The organism is Arthrobacter sp. MYb23, assembly GCF_002979775.1.
In the GTDB taxonomy this organism is placed as follows: domain Bacteria; phylum Actinomycetota; class Actinomycetes; order Actinomycetales; family Micrococcaceae; genus Arthrobacter.
This window is the reverse complement of record NZ_PCPR01000004.1, coordinates 81702-102668: the sequence shown is the minus strand read 5'-3', so window position 1 is coordinate 102668 and position 20967 is coordinate 81702. Positions and strand designations below refer to the sequence as shown.

20 protein-coding genes are annotated in these 20967 nt (G+C 63.1%); 11 read left to right on the top strand and 9 right to left on the bottom strand.

Annotated elements, in window-relative coordinates:
• Positions 1 to 7: 7 nt before the first annotated feature.
• Positions 8 to 1765 carry a biotin carboxylase N-terminal domain-containing protein gene (locus CQ020_RS06905; protein ID WP_105691164.1) on the top strand — a complete coding sequence of 586 codons (1758 nt, stop codon included), beginning with the start codon at positions 8 to 10 and terminating at the stop codon, positions 1763 to 1765.
• A 78-nt stretch (positions 1766 to 1843) separates the two neighbouring features.
• Here CQ020_RS06905 and CQ020_RS06900 read toward each other — a convergent pair whose 3' ends face one another.
• On the bottom strand, positions 1844 to 3091 hold the full coding sequence (locus CQ020_RS06900) for a D-arabinono-1,4-lactone oxidase (protein ID WP_105691163.1): 1248 nt from the start codon (positions 3089 to 3091) through the stop codon (positions 1844 to 1846).
• 140 nt (positions 3092 to 3231) lie between these two features.
• On the opposite strand from CQ020_RS06900, the gene CQ020_RS06895 reads away from it, so the two are divergent.
• Positions 3232 to 4239 carry a LacI family DNA-binding transcriptional regulator gene (locus tag CQ020_RS06895; protein ID WP_105691162.1) on the top strand — a complete coding sequence of 336 codons (1008 nt, stop codon included), beginning with the start codon at positions 3232 to 3234 and terminating at the stop codon, positions 4237 to 4239.
• On the opposite strand, the gene CQ020_RS06890 is transcribed toward CQ020_RS06895, so the two are convergent.
• The 3 genes from CQ020_RS06890 to CQ020_RS06880 form a co-directional block, all read right to left on the bottom strand.
• Positions 4236 to 5231: a bile acid:sodium symporter family protein gene (locus tag CQ020_RS06890; protein WP_105691161.1), complete on the bottom strand. Its 996-nt coding sequence runs from the start codon at positions 5229 to 5231 to the stop codon at positions 4236 to 4238. The genes CQ020_RS06895 and CQ020_RS06890 overlap by 4 nt on opposite strands.
• A gap of 164 nt (positions 5232 to 5395) precedes the next feature.
• Positions 5396 to 6892 carry a SulP family inorganic anion transporter gene (locus tag CQ020_RS06885; RefSeq protein ID WP_105691160.1) on the bottom strand — a complete coding sequence of 499 codons (1497 nt, stop codon included), beginning with the start codon at positions 6890 to 6892 and terminating at the stop codon, positions 5396 to 5398.
• Positions 6893 to 6912: 20 nt separating this feature from the next.
• On the bottom strand, positions 6913 to 8019 hold the full coding sequence (locus CQ020_RS06880; protein ID WP_024818899.1) for a GTP pyrophosphokinase family protein: 1107 nt from the start codon (positions 8017 to 8019) through the stop codon (positions 6913 to 6915).
• Between the two features lie 110 nt (positions 8020 to 8129).
• On the opposite strand from CQ020_RS06880, the gene CQ020_RS06875 reads away from it, so the two are divergent.
• Together CQ020_RS06875 and CQ020_RS06870 are read left to right on the top strand one after the other, a co-directional pair.
• Positions 8130 to 8951, top strand: a complete 822-nt coding sequence (locus CQ020_RS06875; RefSeq protein ID WP_024818900.1) for an alpha/beta hydrolase — start codon at positions 8130 to 8132, stop codon at positions 8949 to 8951.
• 41 nt (positions 8952 to 8992) lie between these two features.
• On the top strand, positions 8993 to 9928 hold the full coding sequence (locus CQ020_RS06870) for a carbohydrate kinase (protein WP_105691159.1): 936 nt from the start codon (positions 8993 to 8995) through the stop codon (positions 9926 to 9928).
• A 3-nt stretch (positions 9929 to 9931) separates the two neighbouring features.
• Here the strand turns inward: CQ020_RS06870 and CQ020_RS06865 are convergent, their stop codons facing one another.
• The gene (locus tag CQ020_RS06865; protein ID WP_105691158.1) at positions 9932 to 10993 is read right to left on the bottom strand and encodes a glutathione S-transferase family protein; all 1062 of its coding nucleotides are present in this window, start codon (positions 10991 to 10993) and stop codon (positions 9932 to 9934) included.
• 93 nt (positions 10994 to 11086) lie between these two features.
• Between CQ020_RS06865 and CQ020_RS06860 the strand changes: the two genes are divergently transcribed.
• Both CQ020_RS06860 and CQ020_RS06855 read left to right on the top strand, forming a co-directional pair.
• Positions 11087 to 11896: an HAD family hydrolase gene (locus CQ020_RS06860; RefSeq protein WP_105691157.1), complete on the top strand. Its 810-nt coding sequence runs from the start codon at positions 11087 to 11089 to the stop codon at positions 11894 to 11896.
• 67 nt (positions 11897 to 11963) lie between these two features.
• Positions 11964 to 12788: an isocitrate lyase/phosphoenolpyruvate mutase family protein gene (locus CQ020_RS06855; RefSeq protein WP_105691156.1), complete on the top strand. Its 825-nt coding sequence runs from the start codon at positions 11964 to 11966 to the stop codon at positions 12786 to 12788.
• Here the strand turns inward: CQ020_RS06855 and CQ020_RS06850 are convergent.
• Both CQ020_RS06850 and CQ020_RS06845 read right to left on the bottom strand, forming a co-directional pair.
• Positions 12785 to 13678, bottom strand: coding sequence for a methyltransferase family protein (locus CQ020_RS06850; RefSeq protein WP_374955179.1), 894 nt, complete (start codon positions 13676 to 13678; stop codon positions 12785 to 12787). The genes CQ020_RS06855 and CQ020_RS06850 overlap by 4 nt on opposite strands.
• 65 nt (positions 13679 to 13743) lie before the next feature.
• Complete coding sequence (locus tag CQ020_RS06845) at positions 13744 to 14610, bottom strand: SDR family oxidoreductase (RefSeq protein WP_105691154.1); 867 nt, start codon at positions 14608 to 14610, stop codon at positions 13744 to 13746.
• 136 nt (positions 14611 to 14746) lie between these two features.
• Between CQ020_RS06845 and CQ020_RS06840 the strand changes: the two genes are divergently transcribed.
• Positions 14747 to 15019: a hypothetical protein gene (locus CQ020_RS06840; protein WP_105691153.1), complete on the top strand. Its 273-nt coding sequence runs from the start codon at positions 14747 to 14749 to the stop codon at positions 15017 to 15019.
• 13 nt (positions 15020 to 15032) lie between these two features.
• Complete coding sequence (locus CQ020_RS06835; protein ID WP_105691152.1) at positions 15033 to 15830, top strand: glycerophosphodiester phosphodiesterase; 798 nt, start codon at positions 15033 to 15035, stop codon at positions 15828 to 15830.
• Positions 15831 to 15848: 18 nt separating this feature from the next.
• On the opposite strand, the gene CQ020_RS06830 is transcribed toward CQ020_RS06835, so the two are convergent.
• Positions 15849 to 17606 carry a glycoside hydrolase family 2 protein gene (locus CQ020_RS06830; RefSeq protein ID WP_374955178.1) on the bottom strand — a complete coding sequence of 586 codons (1758 nt, stop codon included), beginning with the start codon at positions 17604 to 17606 and terminating at the stop codon, positions 15849 to 15851.
• 125 nt (positions 17607 to 17731) lie between these two features.
• Between CQ020_RS06830 and CQ020_RS06825 the strand changes: the two genes are divergently transcribed.
• Both CQ020_RS06825 and CQ020_RS06820 read left to right on the top strand, forming a co-directional pair.
• Entirely contained in the window at positions 17732 to 18703 is a 972-nt protein-coding gene (locus CQ020_RS06825) for a D-2-hydroxyacid dehydrogenase family protein (RefSeq protein WP_105691150.1), read from the top strand.
• Positions 18704 to 18946: 243 nt separating this feature from the next.
• Positions 18947 to 20089 (top strand): glycerate kinase, encoded by a 1143-nt coding sequence (locus CQ020_RS06820; RefSeq protein ID WP_105691149.1) that lies wholly within the window; start codon positions 18947 to 18949, stop codon positions 20087 to 20089.
• Here the strand turns inward: CQ020_RS06820 and CQ020_RS06815 are convergent, their stop codons facing one another.
• Complete coding sequence (locus tag CQ020_RS06815) at positions 20090 to 20332, bottom strand: DUF2630 family protein (RefSeq protein WP_105691148.1); 243 nt, start codon at positions 20330 to 20332, stop codon at positions 20090 to 20092.
• Between the two features lie 90 nt (positions 20333 to 20422).
• On the opposite strand from CQ020_RS06815, the gene CQ020_RS06810 reads away from it, so the two are divergent.
• Positions 20423 to 20866, top strand: a complete 444-nt coding sequence (locus tag CQ020_RS06810) for a YdeI/OmpD-associated family protein (RefSeq protein WP_105691147.1) — start codon at positions 20423 to 20425, stop codon at positions 20864 to 20866.
• The last annotated feature ends 101 nt before the right edge of the window (positions 20867 to 20967 follow it).

Here is a 20967-nt window from a genome sequence, read left to right as displayed (position 1 = left end):
GTATTTGATGCGCAAGGTCCTGATCGCGAACCGTGGCGAAATCGCCGTCCGCGTCGCCCGAGCATGTGACGACGCCGGCATCCTGTCCGTGGCTGTCTACGCAGACATCGATGCCGATGCCATGCACGTTGGCGCTGCCGACGAAGCCTTCAGCCTGGGCGGAAATTCGCCGGCTGACACGTACTTGAACATTGGAAAGCTGCTCGCCGTTGCGGAGAAGTCCGGCGCGGACGCCGTCCACCCCGGGTACGGTTTCCTGTCCGAGAACGCCGAGTTTGCACAAGCAGTGCTCGACGCCGGTCTTGAGTGGATCGGTCCGTCACCGGAGTCGATTCGTCAGTTGGGCAACAAGATCACGGCCCGCGAAATCGCCGTCCGCGCGGGAGCTCCGTTGGTTGCCGGCAGCGACGGTCCCGTCTCCTCTGCGGCGGAAGCGCGTTCCTTTGCCGAGGAACATGGTCTTCCGCTTGCCATCAAGGCTGCCTTCGGCGGAGGTGGACGCGGACTGAAGGTGGTCCGCGAACTCGCCGAAGTTGAGGAAGCGTTCGATTCCGCGGTCCGCGAAGCTGTAGCTGCCTTTGGTCGTGGCGAATGCTTCGTGGAGCAGTACCTTGACCGGCCGCGGCATGTGGAAGCACAGATCATCGCGGACAAACTCGGCAACGTGGTTGTGGTGGGCACGCGCGATTGCTCGCTTCAACGCCGTCACCAGAAACTCGTGGAAGAGGCTCCGGCTCCGTTCTTGAGCGATGATCAGCGGCAGCAAATCTATGAGGGCTCCAAAGCCATTATTCGCGAAGCCGGTTACTACGGGGCCGGGACGGTGGAGTTCCTGGTCTCAGCCGATGGCGCAGTGGCCTTCCTCGAGGTCAACACACGCCTCCAGGTTGAGCATCCCATCACCGAGGAAACTGCCGGGATTGACCTCGTGCAGGAGCAATTCCGGATTGCCGCCGGACTGCCGTTGAGCATCACGGAGGATCCCGTAGCGCGGGGACACTCGTTCGAGTTCCGTATCAACGCTGAGGATGTGGGCCGCGGGTTCTTGCCGTCCCCAGGCACAGTGGCTTCCTTTGAGGCGCCCACTGGTCCTGGCATCCGCTTAGACACCGGAGTCCGGTCCGGCTCGTTCGTGGCGCCGCAATTCGACTCCCTGTTGGCCAAACTGATCGTCACCGGGGCTGACAGGCAGCAGGCCCTGCGCCGTGCCCGGCGTGCCCTGGCCGAAATCAACATCACGGGCCTGGCCACCGTTCTACCATTCCACCGCGCCGTTTTGGAATCTGAGGACTTCACCTCCGTAGCCGGCCTTCGCATCCACACCCGGTGGATCGAAACCGACTTCGCAGACCAGATCCCCGTGGATCCTGGCTACACCGTGGTGGCCCCGGAAGGGGAGCGGCGGACCATCACCATCGATGTGGACGGCAAACGGCTGGCTGTGGGCCTTCCGGCTGACCTTTTGGATGGCTGGGCTCGTTCCGGCCAGGGATTGCCGGCCGCCTCCGACGTGACCGGGCTGCCGGGCTCAGGTACGGGTGACTCACCAGCCGAGTCAGCCCTCGTCTCCAGCATGGCCGGCACTGTTGTGAAGTGGCTCGTTGAACCTGGCGCTGACGTAGCTGCCGGTGACCCTTTGGTGGTCCTGGAAGCCATGAAGATGGAAACGCAGGTGTCCGCGCACCGCTCAGGTACGCTCTCCGAAGTCCTCTCGGCACCCGGTGGCGTGGTCACGGCTGGGGCAGTCCTGGCTCACATCTCGTAAAACCCGCTCATCCGTTGCCAACCCTCTCTTCCGTTGCTGCCCAGCGACGGAACAGCGGGTTGGCAACGTGATTGAGGGCTAGGACGTAACGGCAACGCCCATAACGCTGTCCAGCAGCTCATTCCGGAATTTACCCGAAGGATCGTTGGCCTGAACCAAAGACCGGAAGTCCTCGAACCGCGGGTAGAGCGCAGCGAAGTCGTACTGTCCAGGCGTGAAGAGCTTGCCCCAATGTGGACGCGCACCGAACTGACGCAAGGCCTCCTCGAGCTCGGGCAGCACTGCTTCCACCTCGGGCTGCATCGGCTTCCAGGTGAAGTGGAGTGCCACGCTTTGCTGCTGATAGAACGGGCTGAGCCAAAACTCATCTGCTGCCACAGTGCGGATTTCCGAGACGAACAGGAGCGGCGCAAGTTTGTGGGCGAGATCCCGCACAGCCTGAAGTGCGGCCGGAGCCTGGTCCAGTGGCAGGAGGAATTCGCTTTGCAGTTCCTCGCCGTTGCTCGGCGTGAACTCGTGACGGAAGTGCGGCAAGCGGTCCAGCCACTTCCCTGCGACGTCCAGCTGCTCGGTGCAGTTCTCCGCAGACATGTCCGGCAGGGGATGCATGGCTGCCGTCGCAGGGGTTGCTCCGAACAGGTCCGGCAAGGGGGCCTCGGTGTCCAGTGCTTTGAGCCAGACCTGGGGAATGGTATCGCCGGTGTAGTTGGTGAAGAAGCTGACGCTGTAGGCACTGGACGCGATGGCCTGGAAGTTCGCCAAAGCATGCTCCCACGACAGGTTGGTGAGCACGCGCTGCCGCACCTCGTAGCTCGGCCGGACCGCGAGTTCCAGCCCTGTGACGATGCCAAGTGCGCCCATACCCACAACGCTGGCGAGGAATTCGTCGTCGTCCGCTGTAAGGGTCACCAGCTCGCCGGAGGCCCGCACCAGGTCAACGCTGACGACGGCGGCAGCCAGCGAGGGGTTGTTGACTCCACTGCCGTGCGTGCCGGTTTGGATAGCGCCCGCAACGGAGATGTGCGGGAGGGAGGCGAGGTTGTGGATCGCGAAGCCCTGGTCCTCAAGTGCGCGGCCCAGAGCCCCGTAGCTGATGCCACCACTAACCTTGACCGTGCTTTTCGCGTTGTCCAACACCACCTCCTGGGGGAGGGCATCAAGGAGGATGTGAGTTCCGTCGGTGTCTGCAACGGTGTTGAAGGAGTGCCGGGAACCCAGGGCCTTGATCCGGGTCGCATGAGTTACGAGTTCGCGCAGCTGATCCACGGTGGTGGGCCGCTGGACGTCCGCTGACGAGTACTCAAGATTTCCTGCCCAGTTCTTCATCGAATGATCTCCCGCTTGTATTTGTAGACTCCCGCAATTGTTAACGTTCACAACTAATTGCGTCAAGAGGAGTCCAGCCCGGCAGTCCATCCGGCAGCGGATAGAGTTCAAGAAATCCGCTGTCTACCAGGAGTTGCGACGTGAGCAAGGGATCCAAGCCCACCATTCGGGATGTGGCGAAGGCAGCGGACGTCTCGCTGACCACTGTGTCCTATGTGCTCTCCGGTCGCCATGGCGGCACCACCCGGATCAGCCAGCCCACGCAGGACCGCGTTTTGGCAGCGGTCAAAGAACTAGGCTATGTGCCGAATCAAGCCGCGCGAGGGATGCGTCGGGGCAAGACGGACGTAGTGGCTGTGGCCATCGGAAACCTCGAATGGCCCTGGGACCGTGCCCTCGCCACCGCCGCAGCGAGCATCCTGCCCCAGCACGGCTACCAGCCCGTGATTCTGTTGGGCGACGACTGGCGGAAGTTCATGATGTCCGGCGGCGCCGATGGCGTCATCATCGGATACTTCCCGGAAGCAACGTCCGAGGACCAGACAGTCACCGAGCTGGCCCGGCGAGGCGTTGCCCAAGTAGTGATCTCAGGGACCATGAAGCCTGCTGGATTCGACGTCCTTGCTCCTGAGGCCGACTCCGGGCTTGCCGAGGGCATGGATTTCCTCACGGCGTCGCACCGCAGAATCGGCTGCATCAGGAGAGCTGACCCCACCGGCCGGCCGAAAAGCCGCTTTGCGGCCTACGCAGCTGGGCTGGAGAAGGCGGGGATTCCCTTGGACGAGGCCCTGGTCAGGACGTCGCATCACCGCCCGGCCGCTGCGTATCAGTCCGCTCTTGAACTGCTCCAGCTGGGGGACAGGCCCACGGCCATCCTATGCACCGACGACATGGAGGCGCTGCAGACGATCCGTGCCGCCTACCGCCTTGGGCTTCGCGTGCCCGAGGATGTCCAGATTGTGGGCGTCGGGAATTCCACTGAGGGGCAGGACTACGATCCCGCCCTGACTACCGTTGGTCCGGACCCGATCTTCGAGCAGGTTGTCCGCATGTTGCTGGATCGACTCGCTGGAACCACCCCAGCTTCGGGCATCCGGGTGGCGTCGCCGTGGAAGTTGCACAGGCGCGGCACAACTCTGAGTGGCTAGTCCTTCAACGGACGGCGCGCCAGCCAGGCAGCCACGATCGCACCCGAGATGTTGTGCCACAGCGAGAAAACGGCCGAGGGCAGCGCCGCCAAGGGACTGAAGTGTGCCGTGGCAAGGGTCGCTGCAAGTCCTGAGTTCTGCATGCCCACCTCGAATGCCAGGGCGCGGCGTGCTTTGTCATCCAGACGGCCGAGCTTGCCGGCAAGGTATCCAAGGCCCAAACCGAAGCCGTTGTGGAGGACTACGGCCAGGAACACGATGCCCCCCGCGGCGACGATCTTGCTGGCGCTTCCTGCCACGACGATCGCGACAATCAGGGAAATCACGACGGCGGAGGCCCAGGGAAGTGCCGGAAGCACCTTCGCGACGAGCTTCGAGAGGAAGAGCCTCGCCAGGAGGCCTGCAATCACCGGCAGCAACACAGTCTTCACGATGTCCAGCACCATGGCACCGGCATCGATGTGCAGGAAGGATCCGGCGAGGAAGAGCGTCAGTGCGGGGGTCACAAGAGGTGCGATCAGCGTGGAAACCGAGGCCACGGCCACAGAAAGGGCAACGTCACCCTTGGCCAGGAACGCCATGACGTTGGAGGCGGTCCCGGAAGGAGCGCAGCCAACGAGGATCAGGCCGACCGCCAGTTCCGGTGGAAGCTGCAGGAGGACCGCAATGAGCCAGCCTGCGCCGGGCATGATCACGTAGTGCGCCACGATTCCCAACGCCACAGCCCATGGACGGCGGGCCACAGAGGCGAAGTCAGGCGGGGTCAGCGTGAGGCCCATGCAGAACATGATGACGCCCAGCAGGTAAGGAACAGCGACTCCCATGGGCTTGAAAAGATCGGGAATCAGGAAGCCCAGAACACCGGCAACCACCACCAGAAGCGGGAACACTGTGACGGCAATACGCGCGATCTTGGCTTCAGCGGCCAGCGCGGGATTGACGGGGGCAGCGGGCTCTTCGGTTTTCGAGGGGGAATTGGTTGCCTCAAGCATTCATCCATGCTCACATCCGGCGCCCAGGAGGAGCGAATTCGTTACATTCGCGGGAGTGTATATGTCAGACAACCGCTGTTCTCACCCAACTGGGTAGCAGCTCACGTCGTTTTGAGGGCTCAGAACGACCTGAACTGCTACCTAGTTGGGGGAGGAGGAGGGGGCTAGGAGTTGAGCTTCCCGGCCAGCCGCTCGCGCATTCGAACACTGGCCTCATTGAGCCCGATGAACTCGACTTCGCGCCCGTGATTCCGGTACTTCTCCGTCACCGAGTCCAGCACAGCAACTGTGGAAGCATCCCAGATGTGCGAGCCGTGCAGATCGATAATCACCCGATCTATGCCGTCTGAGGAATCTTTCGCGTAGTCGAACTGCGTGTACAGATCATTGGAGGAAGCGAAGAACAATTCGCCGTCCACGGTGTACGTGGCAACAACTTCACCGTTGAGTTCGAGTTCCGTCCGCTCAACGGTCGCGAAATGGGCCACCCGCCGAGCAAAGAGCACCATGGCGGTCAAGACGCCGACGCCGACACCCACCGCAAGGTTATGCGTCACCACCACAGCGGCAACGGTAATGATCATGACGACGGTTTCAGATTTTGGTAGCCGTTTGAGGGTGGAGATCCGGACGGAGTGCCAGTCGAAGGTGATCAGTGAAACGAAGATCATCACGGCCACCAACGCCGCCATGGGGATCATCCCCACAACATCGCCCAGGACCACCACCAGTACCAGCAGGAAAACGCCGGCCAGGAACGTGGAAAGCCGGCTTCGAGCCCCTGAGCCCTTGACGTTGATCATGGTCTGGCCAATCACCGCGCAACCACCCAGGCCACCAAGGAAACCAGTGACGATGTTCGCGGCACCCTGGCCCCAGGAGACGCGGGTCTTATTGGAACGGGTGTCAGTGATGTCATCCACCAGCTTGGCGGTCATCAGGGATTCCAGCAGGCCCACCAGCGCCATGGACAACGCGAAGGGTGCAATGATCTGGAACGTCTCCAGATTCAACGGAACGTTGGGCAGGAAGAAACCGGGGAGGCTGTCCGGGAGTTCGCCCTTATCGCTGACAGTCGGAACGTCGATGCCGCCCACCACTGTCACCAAGGTGATGAAGACAATGGCCACCAGTGGCGCGGGTATGGCCGAGGTCAAGCGGGGCAGCCCGAACACGATCACCAAGCCCACAACCACAATGGGGTAGACCATCCATGGCACGTTGAAGAGCTCCGGCATCTGGGACATGAACACCAGGATTGCCAAGGCATTCACGAAGCCGATCATCACGGACCGCGGGATGAAACGCATCAGCTTGGTGACGCCCAGAACGGCCAGGATGATCTGGAAGACGCCCGCGAGGATGATGGTGGCAATGAGGTAGTCGAGCCCGTGTTCCTTCATCACCGGTGCGATGACCAAAGCAACAGCACCGGTGGCCGCGGAGATCATGGCGGGACGCCCGCCCACTATTGCAGTGACCACGCCCATGGTGAAGGAAGCGAACAGTCCGATCCGGGGATCCACTCCGGCAATCACTGAGAATGCGATGGCCTCGGGGATCAGCGCCAAGGCCACCACAAGCCCCGCAAGGGATTCCGTCAGCAGGCGGCGGGGCGAGCGGAAGGTCGCCCGCAGTGACATGAGTTGCTCGGGTGCCATGGGTCCTTACAGTGCGGGCTTTACAAAGCAGTCTGGCGGTAGCGCTCAATCTGCTTAAGACGCCGCAGGAGGCTGTCGCGCCGCGGGTGCGGGACGACGTCGGGCGCCTCAGCGGTGAGATCAAGGTGTTCGGTCCCGTATTGCCACAGCAGGAGGTCATCCAGGAGGCGGTCCGGGCCGGGGGAGTAGCGGTGGTCCAGGGCTTTTCGGACCTCGGTGATCCGGTTGGCGCTGAGCAGTCCTGCAAGCTCCACGGTCTTGGTGAGTCCGTGGGCGGCGAGCAGTTCGGCAGCCCATCCCCAGTCATCATCAACTTTACGGTCAACGTGTGGCAGAAGCGTACGCCAGACGTCGCGGACCCGGTTGGGCGTCAGGGGCAGACCGCCATCGCCTTCGAGATCCCAGTAGCCGCGGACTTCCTCGTACCGTTCGTGAAGATCGGCGAAGGCACTTTCCACGGTTTCCAACATGGCCGCGGTGGCTGTGAACTGGCGGTCAAAATGCGGTGTCCAAGCGCGCGGGTCTTCGGCCTTGAAACGGATGTCGTGCTCGATCTCGCTCCAGGCGTGCGCAAACACGGTACGGATCTGGCATTCGAAGAAGTAGCTGCCATTGGCGGGCATGTCCGGGTTGAAGACGTGTTGGTATTCCTTCACGGCCTCGTTCTGGATGGTCCGCAGAATCAGGTGGCGGCTGGAATATCCGTAGGTTCCGGACTCGATGGAGCCGATGTCCTTCTCGCGGTCCCCGCGGCAATCAAAGAGTTGGCGCTGCCGCTTGATGATGTTGGCCACCGCCGCGTTTTCCGCCGGCAGTTTGGTGATGACGCGGATGCCCACCATGTCATTCAACGTGCGGAACGGGTCCGGGAACTTCAGCACCCGCGGACCGCCCGGCTCCAAGGGATCATCCGTGCGGGAAATCTTTTCGCGGAAAGACTCCACGGTTTTGGTCCGTCCCGTGACAAACAGGGGAGTGACCTCGGCGTCGTTCAACATGTCCCGCAAAGTGAGCAGAACATCCCGTGTGACCCGCTTCAATGCAGGGCGAACACGCTCATAGAGCGCCACGTTCGCATCCACAGCGTCGCGCTGAGCCTGGTCCAGGCTGTCCCAATTGCTTGCCATGCCCCCAGCTTACGGGGCGGGTCCGACACTGAACCGAGCCACCCGCCGTCGGGGTGCCTCTAGCCAAACTTGTGAAACGTCACGATAGGCTCAGTACAAAGGAGGGCGCAATGTTGCGGCACAAGTACAGCTACGGCGAACACCCCAGCCAATGGGGCGAACTCTTCATACCTGAACCGTCCAACGGAAACCATCGCGGCGCGTCCAGCGTGGCCGGTGGAATCGCTGTTGTGATCCATGGCGGCTACTGGCGCTCACAGTATGGCGCTGAGCTCGGGGAGCCCCTTGCCCGGGACCTTGCAGCGCATGGAATCACCGCGTGGAACCTCGAGTACCGGCGGGCCGGCAATGGTGGTGGTTGGCCCCATACTTTCGAGGACATCCTCGCCGGAATCGACCACCTGTCCCACATCGCCGGCGACCATGACCTCCAACTCGGCAAAGTAGTGGCACTGGGCCATTCGGCCGGAGGCCACTTGGCCGTCTGGGCTGCCGGGCGGCAGAAGCTATCCTCCATTGGAACGCCCGACGCCGACCGTCAACTTCAGCGCGGATCGGAGGACAACGCCGTGCACCTGACCGGTGTGGTCAGTCAGTCGGGCCTCCTGAACCTTGCTGCGGCGGAGAAACTCAACCTCAGCAACGGTGCCGTCTGTAACCTCATGGGCGGCGATTCCCATAGATTCCCTAAACGGCATAAATATGCGGACCCCATGAGTTCGTTGCCCATCAACGTCCCCGTTTATGCCGTTCATGCCACGGATGACGAGGACGTTCCTGCAAGCCAGTCCGAGGCGTACGTGGCGGCTGCAACGGCGGCCGGAAGTGCCGCCCAGTTGCTGCGCGTCCCCGGCGATCATTTCGACCTCATCGACCCCAAGGCCGTGGCTTACAAGAAATGCCGCGAGCTGGTGCAACGGCTGCTCTCGTAATCTGTGGTTGGTAAGGGCCTGCCTCTGGCAGAGTGGTCCCCATGCTGACAGTCATTGGTGAAGCCTTGGTGGACGTCGTTCAACGCTCCTCGGGAATTGAGGCGCACGTGGGCGGGAGTCCACTGAACGTTGCCGTCGGCTTGGCACGGCTGGACCACCCGGTCCAGTTCATCGGACGCTACGGTCGGGACGCGTATGGCGATTCCATTGCTGCGCACCTCCGTTCCAGTTCGGTGATGGTTCCGCTTCCGCCGGACGAGAAGCCGACCAGCGTGGCCACCGCGCAGATCGACGACGACGGCGCCGCCACCTATGCGTTCGACCTCGCCTGGGAGCTTCCCGGGCTTGTGGGACGGTTGCCGCTCATGCTGCAGGGCTCAACTCTGCTGCACACTGGTTCCATTGCCACCTTCCTGGAGCCGGGCGCCACGGAGGTGATTGCCGCTGTCGAGCATGCCCATCCGAGCAGCACCATCAGCTTTGATCCCAACTGCCGGCCCAGCATCATCACGGATGTTGAGTATGCACGAACCCAAGCTGAGCGCTTTGTGGTGCTGTCTGACGTCGTGAAGGCCTCGGACGAGGACCTCGAATGGCTGTATCCCGGCGTTGATCCGGTGGAATCCGCGCGCCGCTGGCTGTCCTTGGGCGGTGAAGAGGGACCGGCTTTGGTGGTGGTGACGCGTGGTTCACGTGGTCCGTGGGGCATCACCCGGGCAGGAGAAACCCAGATTGCCGCGCCAACCGTGAACGTGGTGGACACTGTGGGCGCAGGGGATTCGTTCATGGCAGGGCTGCTGTCCGCCATTGTGGATCATGGCTTGGAGGGCGCGCAGAACCGGTCTGATCTCCGCGCGATGCCAGTGGAAACCCTGGCAGCCATCATGGATCATGCCACTCGCGCTGCCGCTGTCACGGTGTCGCGGGCGGGCGCGAATCCGCCCACGCGGGCTGAGCTCAACCACGGAGCGGCATAGGTCCTAGCCGGCCCCGTGCCCTTCAGCCACTTCCTCACCGGCTTTGACGGGTCCCGGCGGAGTGCCGTCTCCGAATGGGCTGCCGCCGAGGGATTCCCGTCCGTGATCGGTGAGCCAACCGGATAGATCAGGGCCGGCAGGGACGATCTTGGTGGGGTTAATATCCTCGTGCACCATGTAGTAGTGCTGCTTGATCTGCACGAAATCAATGGTGTCCCCGAATCCCGGTGTCTGGAACAGATCCCTGGCATATGCCCACAGCGCGGGCATTTCGCTGAGCTTGTTGCGGTTGCATTTGAAGTGCCCGTGATAGACGGCATCGAAACGGGCCAAGGTGGTGAAGAGACGGACATCGGCCTCGGTGATGGAATCACCCACGAGGTACCGTTGGCCGCTCAGCCGCTCCTCCAGCCAGTCCAAGGCAGTCCACAGCCGGTTGTAGGCGGCCTCGTACGCTTCCTGGGATCCGGCGAAGCCGCAACGGTAAACGCCGTTGTTGACCTCGGTGAAAACGCGCTTGTTGACCTGGTCGATTTCCTCGCGCAGGTGCTCCGGATAGAGCTGTGGTGCTCCCGGACGGTGGAATTCCGTCCACTCAGAGGAGAAGTCCAGCGTGATCTGGGGGAAGTTGTTGGTGACTACTGCTCCGCTGGGGATATCCACCATGGCAGGGACGGTGATACCGCGGGGGTAGTCCGGGAAGCGGCGGAAGAACGCGTCCTGAAGTCGTTCGATTCCAAGCACCGGGTCCTTGCCGTCCGGGTCCAGATCGAAGGTCCAGGATCTGGCGTCGTGCGTGGGGCCGGGCTGGCCGAGGCTGATGACATCTTCCAAACCTAGAAGCCGGCGCACGATCACCGCACGGTTGGCCCACGGGCAAGCCCGCGCGGCAATCAATCGGTAGCGGCCAGGCTCTACGGGCCAGCCAGGCTCACCGTTGGGCCCGGCCGCACCGTCACGGGTGATCCTGTCCTCGATGTAATTGGTGTCGCGGTTGAACTCGCCACCAGTGACGTATGCCCCGAGGGTGCTGTGTTCTTCGACTTCGCTGGTCTTCTCAGTCATGCCTTCACACTATGCCGCGCTCCCTGAACCGCGCGACCTTGGCACCGCCTTCCCGCGACCTTGCAGGCCGTTGCACCCACGTAGACTGGCCTGATGCGGCTCGTAGCAAGCGATATTGACGGAACCATCCTCGGTCACGACGGCAAAATCAGTGACCGGACCATCAAGGCATTCCAAGCGTGCCGCGACGCAGGGGTGGAGCTCGTCTTCGTCACGGGTCGCCCGCCGCGCTGGTTGTACCCGCTCCAGGAGCAGCTGGGTCACAGCGGGATTGTGATCTGTTCCAACGGGGCCGTGGTGTGGGACCTCGAATCAGAGAAGGCCCTGTCCTCCTGCGTCCTGGACGCCGAATCCGTCTTTGAAGCCCGCCGCATCATCAAGGACATCCGGCCTGACGCGCTGTTTGCTGTTGAGACCCTCACGGGTTTCCAGCTGGAACCGGGCTTCATCGAGAACGAAACCAGCGAGCTGCTCGCGGAGTTCACCCCCAAACCGCTGGCCGAGACGCTTACGGCGGATGACGCCGTCGTGAAGTTCCTGGCGATCACCCGCAAGGGGACGCCGGATGAGTTCCTCGCGGAAGTGCAGCCGGCCGTCGCGCACTTGGTGAGCACGACGCACTCAGCGCCTCGGACCGCGATGCTGGAGATGTCCGTTCCCGGCATCAACAAGGCCGTCACGTTGGCCCAGTACGCCGGGTCCTTGGGGATCGAAGCCGCTGATGTGGTGGCGTTCGGGGACATGCCCAACGACATTGAGATGCTTCGCTGGGCCGGTCATGGTTATGCGATGGCCAGCGGACACCCGGAAGCCATCCTCGCCGCCGGGCAGCAGGCCCCGCACTTCGACGACGACGGCGTGGCCCAGATTCTCGAGGCAAAGCTTACGGAGCAGCGGGTCTAGTCAGTACCGCACTGGTGATGTCCGATTCCCGCCAGCCGGATCCCGCGCTGGCTGGTGGAATGTAGTCATGAACTCCGAACACCACCAGACAGCTGCTCATTTCCGATCCCTCCACACCAGCCAAAAGCCACTGGCGCTGAGCAATGCCTGGGATGTGGCCAGCGCCGTGATCACAGAAGCTGCAGGCGCAACGGCCATTGCCACTACCAGTGCGGGAGTCGCCTGGTCCTTGGGTTTTCCCGACGGCGACCGACTGGACAGGGCGCGTGCCATGGCCGTGGTTGCCAGCATCGTGAGGGCCGTCAACGTGCCTGTTACGGCGGACATTGAGGGCGGCTACTCAGAGACGCTGGAGGGAATTGCAGCCACAGTCATCGAGCTTCTTGAGGCCGGCGCAGTGGGCATCAACATGGAAGACGGCTCCCGGGACCCCAGCGTCTTTGCACACCGGATCTCGGCTGCGCGGGATGCCGCACGGACCGCCGGCCAGGACTTGTTTATCAATGCAAGAACCGACGTCTTCCTGGCAGGAGCCGGAACAGCGGAGCAGCAGATAACCGAGGTCCTGGCCAGAGCTGAAAAGTACGTGGAAGCAGGAGCCGACGGAATCTTCGTTCCGGGAGCCTCAGATGCAGGCACTATTGCAGCGCTGACCGCCGGGATATCTGTTCCCGTCAACATCATGGTGGGTGCGGGATCGCTGAGCGTCGGCGAGCTCGGAAGGCTTGGCGTCTCCCGGGTCAGCCTCGGGTCCAGCATCGCCCAAGCCGCTTACGCCGTCGCTCAGCGAGCAGCCGAAGAGTTGCACACGGCCGGCACGTACACGGCAGTGGCGGACGCCGTGGACTACGGACTCCTCAATGGGCTGTTGGACCCGGCGAACAAGAACTAAGGGCGAAAGGGCCTCCCATTGCTATGAGCGAGGCCCTTTCTCCAGCGTGGAATCCAGCAGCGCACTGAATCCCGGTATCGCTGGAACTCGGCCCCGAACCGCTTTTCCAGGTCTGCCTCTTCGTGCGGCCGGACAGCGTAATTCCACAACAGCGAGCCAAGAACCGCGTAGGCGACCACCAGCCACGAACCCAGCATCAGGCCCACAGCTGCTCCTTGGGAAATTCCTGCCACGGCCATGGGATTCCTCAGCCGCTTATACGGCCCGGCGATGACCAGGCGGTTGGGCATCGCGGAGGGCAAGGGGGTGCCGCCTCCGGATGAGGACATGGTCACCGCGGAAGCAATACCCAGGGCACTGGCCAATATCAGCACCACGAGGCCGGCGGGCGCTGCCGCAGAGGGGAACGGCACAGAAATGTGCCATCGCTGCTCGAACCACCTAATGACTGACGGAAGAACCACCAGGAAGAATCCCCAGAAGAGGATCAGTTGGCCCATGGTTGCTCCCACGTTGCCTGCTGTGCCGCCACGGTTGGACGCCGGACGGAACGCGAAGGGCCCCCGCACCATCAACTCCGTGGGGACGCGGCCCTGCACCATAAAGAACAGCGCAACCACTGAACATGCGGCGGCGGCCAACATGATCAGGACGCCCCATCCCGCCTCGGTAGTGATGGTTCCGTAGGCGGCCAAAGAGACCGCAACCAGACCCGTCCATCCGGTGGCCACGGCTGCTGCTGCCCTGACGCCGAGTGCCGCGACACCTGAGCTGATGACGAACAGGGGAATGTCGAAGACTGCCACGGCGACGGGGTCCAGGCTGCCCAGAGTGGCAGTGCGTATGGCGGGTGACAGGAAAACTCCCACCCACCACACCAGCCCGGCCATGGCTTGTACAGCGAAGTAGGCCCGGCCCCACCCTTGCGCCCGCGCAGCGGCAGGACCGTCCCGTTTCACGGGTGCCGCACGCCCTCGCCGGCGAGCAAAGCGCGGTAGCCCTCTTTGTACGTGGGGAAGGTGAGCTCGAATCCGGTGGCCCTTAACCGTGCGTTGGAACAGCGTTTGTCGCCGGGGCCGGCGTCGGACGCGCTGTCCGGTGCCGCCGTCGTGGGTTCCGGACACCCCATCTCTGAGGCGAGGAACCGCAGGACGTCGCCCATTTCGGCAGCGTGGTCGTCAACGCCCACGTAAACCGGATCCGGGGCGGCTTCCATGGTGGTGAGGTGGACGATCATGGCCGCGGCGTCGTCCCTGTGAACGCGATTGGTATGGCGGGGCAGGGGCGGGATGACAGCCTTGCCGCTGCGGACTTGGTCGATCAGCCGAGTGCGTCCCGGCCCGTAGATTCCGCCCAATCGCAGGGAGATGGGCTGCGTGTTGGTACCGCGCGTCCGGGCGAACAAGAGGTCTTCGGCTTCCACCAGGACCTTGCCGCTGAACCGGGTGGGCTCCGTGGGCGTGGACTCGTCCACAACAGCTCCACCGGAATCTTTATACACAGCGGTGGAGGAGACGAACAGGATTCGTCGCGGCTCGATCGATTGCCGTTCCAGCGCATCCAGCACGTTCTTCACGCCGTCCAAGTACGCCGCCCGGTAAGCGTCTTCGGTGGACGCATCGGCGGCGATGGCCACCACAACAATGTCCACATCTGTCGGCAGTTCCGGCAGCTCAGTGGAGAGGTCCGCGAACACGCCGTGGATCTCTGCCGGCAACTTTTCGGGGGACCGGCGCAAGCCCACCACGTCATGGCCTTCAGCTGCGAAGCGCAGTCCAACTTCGGTTCCAAGGTCGCCGCAGCCGGCAATCAACACAGTCATGCCCCTAGTTTGTCAGCCCTGCAGTGTCATCTTGTTCCCAGCTTCCATACAACCTGCGTTCAACTTGCCTCCGTAGGCTTCCAGCCAAGACCCGTTCGCACGGTTTATCTGTCTCATTGAATTTGTAGGGGGAACCATGGCTAAGCGTCGGATCAACAACGTCAACACCGCTCCTTTGCGGCGCATCGAACCGGATCATCACTGGCGTTCGCTGCGCCAGGGAGACCGCGTCAACGTCACCCTGACTCCTGGTTTCCAGTCCGCAGGCGTTGTGGACGCCGTGACCGGCGACGCCACCGCGGTGTGGGTGGAGCTCGACGACGGTCGCGGACGGACGCTGGTCCACGTCAGTGACGGCGTGGCGATCGTTCCGCAAACAACGACGGCGGCCCTCCCGCAGGAGGGCTAACCGCACCCTTGCGATGGGCTACGCTACGGGAGTGACGCTGCCCTATTTCCTCCGCAAGGACGGTTCAGTGGGCCCTTTGGCCTTCGCCCACCGGGGTTTTTCCTTGGATGGTCTGGAGAATTCCATGGCCGCATTCCAAGCTGCAGTTGAGCTCGGGACCATGCACCTCGAAACCGATGTCCACACGACGTCCGACGGCGTACTGCTGGTGTTCCACGACTCCTCCTTGGACCGTGTGACCGATTCCGTGGGCAAGGTTTCTGAGCTGACCGCTGCTGCGGTGGCTGCGGCACGTATTGGCGGGGTGGAGCCGGTACCAACTTTCGATGAACTGGTGACCTCGTTGCCCCACGCCCGGCTGAACCTGGACGTCAAAGACTGGAACTCCGTAGGCCCCATGGCTGCGGCGATCGAGAAGCATGGCGTCCATGACAGGGTTTTGGTCACCAGCTTCTCGGATAAGCGCCGCAGGGCAGTTCTGGCCAAGCTGTCCCGCCGGGTGGCCTCCTCGGCAGGCAGTTCACTCACCGCGCTCTTCGTTGTTCTGGGGCCCGTACTTCCGGTTCCTTTGGCGCGCAAGCTGCTCTCCGGCGTCGACGTTTTCCAGGTTCCCGTGCGCTACGGCCGGCTGCCCGTGGTGACGCCCGGGTTCGTTCGCCGCGCTCACCGTCTGGGTAGGCAGGTTCATGTGTGGACCGTCAACGATCCGGCGGAGATGGAGCGCTTGTTGGACCTGGGTGTGGACGGGATCGTGTCCGATCGACTTGATCTCCTCAAGGAAGTCCTGGTGCGCCGGGGCGAGTGGGTCTAACCCCCTCCCCAGGCGCGGTTAGCCGCGCGTTTCGATCGCGGCGGGCCGGACTTGGCTGGCGCGGATCCTCTCCAGATCAAACTTATTGCTGCGGTCGAAGGTGAAGATGCCGTTCTTCTCCTGGAACACGTCCGTTAGCTGGGTGTAGCAGTAGCCAAACATGTCCGGGTTATCCAGCAGCACAGAGCAGAGTCCGTCGAACCGGGTGTAGAACTCTTCCTCGCTGCTGACCCGCTGACCGTAGCCCCATGACGTGGCGACGTCGCTTCCTTCCACAGCCTGACGGGCCTCGACTTCGTTCCACCAGATGCCGCCGAACTCAGAGACGAAGTAGGGCTGGCCGGCATACGGCACGGAGTACTCTCCGCCGTCTGCTTTCCGGTTGATGTAGGGCTTCCCTTCGGCGAGGCCCTGCTGCTCAATGCGGAAGCGGTCCGGGTCTTGCTCGTAGGAGTGGGAATCGTAGATGTCAGTTTCCCGGATCCGGTGTGCGTAGCCGGACGCGTCGATGACCGGACGGGTGGGGTCAGCGAGCTTGGTGGCCAGGAACATGGCTTCGGTGACGTCGTCCAGCACCGTCAGGCGGTCGTGCAGAACTTGGTGCGTTTCATTCAGGGGGCACCAGCCGATGATGGACGGGTGGTTGAAGTCCCGTTTGAGAACCTCGAGCCACTGGGCAACGAAGCTCGCTGTTGGCTGTTGGTTATGCCCCACGGTTCCGCCGCCGGAGACACCCCAGTCGCCGAACTCACCCCACACCAGGTATCCGAGGCGGTCTGCGTGGTAGAGGAAACGCTCCTCGAAGACCTTCTGGTGCAGACGGGCGCCGTTGAAGCCGGCGGCCATGGACAGCTCGATGTCCTTGACCAGCGCAGCCTCATCCGGCGACGTCATGAGTGACTCCGGCCAGTAGCCCTGATCGAGGACGAGCCGTTGGAAGACGGGCTTGCCGTTGATGCGAACCACCTTGCCGTCCAGCGCAATTGACCGCACTGCTGCGTAGCTGCTGATGTGGTCCACAACTTCACCCGAGCCGTCCCGGACCGTCACTTCGAGGTCATAAAGGAAGGGATCCTCGGTGGACCAGGGGCGCAGGGATTCCGCGGGGATTTCCAGCCGAAGGGAGGGCGTGAGGTCCAGGTCAGCCCGGGCAGCGGCCTCAATGCGGCCGTCTGAACCGTCAGTCAGGACCGCAGTAACCGTGTGCCCGCTCCGGTTCCGGCTGATCGGCACCTCCACGGTGATGCTCGAGTCCGCCAGGTTGGGAGTCATCCTCAGGCGCTTGATGTGAACCTCAGGGACTGCTTCCAGCCACACGGTCTGCCAGATTCCTGTGGTCCGGGTGTACTGGCAATGGGTGTTGTTGTACCAGGTGGCTTGCTTGCCGCGTGCCTGCATTTCGTGCCGCGAATCCCTGGCCCGCACCACGATCACGGCTTCCGTCCCGGGCTCAGCGATGCCTCCGAGGTCCGCAGTGAAGGGCGTAAAGCCGCCTCGATGCCGGGCAACCTCAATTCCGTTGACCCACACGGTGGCGTCGTGGTCCACAGCGCCGAAATGGAGGAGGACACTGTGGCCCGCCCACTCTTGCGGAATCGCCACGGTTCGCCGATACCAAACGGCCTCCATGAAATCCACGTGTTCGATCCCGGAGAGCACTGACTCCGGTGCAAAAGGAACCAGAATCTCACTGGCGAGTTCACGGGTAGCGAGCCCGCGCTCCAGGCCGGAGTCACCGGCGTCGATCTCAAAACCCCAGGTCCCGTTGAGGTTCATCCATTTCTCGCGGACCAGTTGTGGGCGGGGATGCTCGGGCTTGGGCACGGTGGAGTTCACATTTTGGCTCACAGTCAAAAACCTAACGTGAGATGGGGTTGAGTACCACCGGGCGCCGCGCAAGGATGAATAGCGTGACCCTATTCCGTTTAGCCATCCTTGATGATTACCAGCAGGTCTCCGGCGATTACGCCCCGTGGGATTCACTGCTCGACGACGGCGTGAAAGTGAGCGTCTTCAGCGCACCTTTCGTCTCGGAAGAGCAAGCAGTGGCCGCCTTGGCACCTTTCGACATCATTGTGGCGATGCGCGAAAGGACCCGTTTTCCACAGGACGTCCTCGAGGCCCTGCCGAACCTGAAGCTGCTGGTGACCACTGGCATGGCCAATGCCGCGATTGACCTGGAGGCGGCTGCGGAGCGGGGGATCGTGGTATGCGGGACGAGTGGATCGCCGGCTGCGGCACCTGAACTGACATGGGCGCTCCTGATGGCCTTTGCCCGGAACCTCACGGTGGAGGAGAACTCGCTGCGCGCAGGCGACTGGCAGACCGGCGTCGGGTTTGAACTCGAAGGCAAGACGCTGGGAATCGTTGGCCTGGGCAAGATCGGCAAACGCATGGCAGCGTACGCGAAGGCCTTCGGGATGGATGTCCTGGCGTGGAGCCAAAATCTTACGGCCGAGGCTGCCGCTGATGCGGGCGCGCGCAAGGTGAGTAAAGAGGAACTGTTCCGCGAGTCCGATGTCGTGACGCTGCACCTCCGGTTGTCTGAGCGGACGGAGGGGATTGTGGGTTCCAAAGAGCTGCGTCTGCTGGGTCCGGAAGGTGTGCTGGTGAACACCGCGCGTGGACCCTTGGTGGACGAAGCGGCCCTCATCCAAGCCCTTGAGGAGGGGTGGATCCGCGGCGCCGCACTGGATGTGTTCGACGACGAACCCCTTCCCGCCGGGCACGCACTGCTTCATTCCTCGCGGACAGTGCTCTCGCCGCATATTGGCTACGTGACCCACGAGAGCTACCGGCAGTTCTATGGCGGAGCCTTCGAAGATGTGAAGGGCTGGCTCGCGGGATCGCCCGTGCGGGTGCTCAACGGCTAGTTCGGCGTAGCTCGCTGCGGCAAGGACCGCACCCGTTTGCGCCGCCCGCACCCGTTCGGCGTAGGCGGCGCACCCTTTCGCGCGGATCGCACCAGAGGTTACGGGGGCGCTTGGCGGCAGCGGGCGCGCGATGGCCCGGAGTGACCTTGAAATGCGCGTCGGGAAAGGCTCGGGCACCTGAATCAGCCGCTACATTACGCGCTGGGCAAGCGCTTTCCCAGCGAAGCTGGCAAGATAGGACCCATGCGTATCCTCATTGCCCCGGACAAGTTCAAGGGATCCCTCACCGCCGCCGAAGCCGCGTCGGCCATGGCCGAAGGCGCCCTGCGCGTTTACCCGGATGCCGTGACCACCCAGTTCCCTGTTGCCGACGGCGGCGAAGGCACCTTGGACGCTGCCATAGCGGCGGGTTACGAGGAACGGAACAACGCGGTTGTGGGCCCCATTCTCAAGCCTGTAGGAGCATCCTGGGCCATCCGCAAGGACGCTTTCGGCGGGGCCAGCGCAGTCATTGAGACCGCGATGGCCTCCGGGCTCGCCCACATGGAGCCGACGCCTGAGAATTCGCTGCGAGCCCATAGCTACGGCTGCGGCCAGCTCGTCGCAGCCGCCCTCGACGCCGGTGCCACCGAGATCGTGCTCGGCCTGGGCGGCTCGGCGATGTCCGACGCCGGCAGCGGCGCCTTGCGTGCCCTCGGGCTCAAACCCCTTGATGCGGCCGGCAATGTAGTGCCCCTTGGCGGCGGCTCCCTTGCCGACGTCGTTGCCTTGGATGACTCCGAGCTGGATCCCCGGCTGTCCGCCGTAAAGTTCCGGATCGCCGTCGACGTTCAAAACCCGCTGTACGGACCGGAAGGTGCCGCGCACGTTTTCGGCCCCCAGAAGGGTGCGGATGAGGACGCCGTTGAGAAACTCGACGCCGGTCTCCGCAATTGGGCGTCGCTCCTTCGGGAGGCCACAGGCCGCGATGTCAACGTTCCGGGAGCTGGAGCAGCAGGCGGTTTCCCCGCGTCGTTCCTGGCGTTCACTGACTCCGCGTTGGAAGGCGGCTTCGCACTGGTGGCCGGGCTTACGGGCCTCGCGAAGCACCTGGGCGAGGCCGATCTGGTGATCACCGGTGAAGGCTCCATGGACGAGCAGTCGCTCACCGGCAAGGCGCCCATTGCACTGGCTGACGCCGCGAGCGTACACGGCATCCCGGTGATCGCGGTGGCTGGACGCATCACGGTCACGCCTGAAGACTTGGCGAAACACGGCATTGTTGCTGCAGCACAGTTGCTGGACGTGGCGCAGCGCAAAGATGGCGTCCCGGACGTCGCCGACGCCGTGGCTAACGCTGCCAAATACCTGGCGTGGGCCACCAGTCAGGTGCTTGAAGGAGCGTAGTTACTGCCGGTAGCCCTCAACTTCGCTGATGGGGCGCGGTTCAGCGCTGTCCGGGTTCTCCCCGGCATCCCGCTTCGCCCTGCGCTGGCGGAGCAGATCCCAGCACTGATCGAGCTGGGCTTCCAGGTGAGCCAGGCGTGCCGTGCTGTCGCCGCCGTCGTCGTCTGACCCGGCAGCGTCGCGGAGGCGGTGCTCTTCCTCAACAAGAGACTGAATTCTTTCCAAAAGGTCCTGCTCGTCCATATTCCCTCTCCTTGCTTCACACTGGGCGTACGTTGAACCTAGCCCTGCTGATGGGGTGCGTCCAGCGGTAGCCGGCGGCATACTGAGGACATGAAATTTACAACCACCATTGTGGGCGAAGGCAACAAGGCGGGCATCGAAGTTCCGGACGAGGTAGTTGAGGGACTCAGCGCAGGCAAACGGCCGCCCGTGGTGGTGACCATCAACGGCCAAAGCTACCGCAGCAGCATCGCGGTGATGGGCGGGAAATACATGGTGGGCGTCAGCTCGGCCAACCGCGAGCTGACAGGCGCCGCAGCGGGCCATACCGTGGAGGTGGGCCTCGAGGTGGACACCCAGCCTCGAGTTGTGGAGGTGCCGGAGGATCTTGCGGCTGCTCTGGACGCCGAGCCGGAAGCGAAGGCCTTCTACGGAACGCTCAATTACAGCGCTCAACGGCGGTATGTTGAACCGATCGGTGAGGCGAAGACGCCCGAAACCCGCGCACGGCGAATCGCCAAGGTGGTTACTGATCTGAAGGCCGGCAAGAAGTAGCCCTTTTGGCTGAGCAAAAGATTAATGCTCTGATCCATGTCACGTTTCGCCTCGCAGCATCACTACTTAGTTGTGACAGGCTGCCGGGTGCATTTCGGATG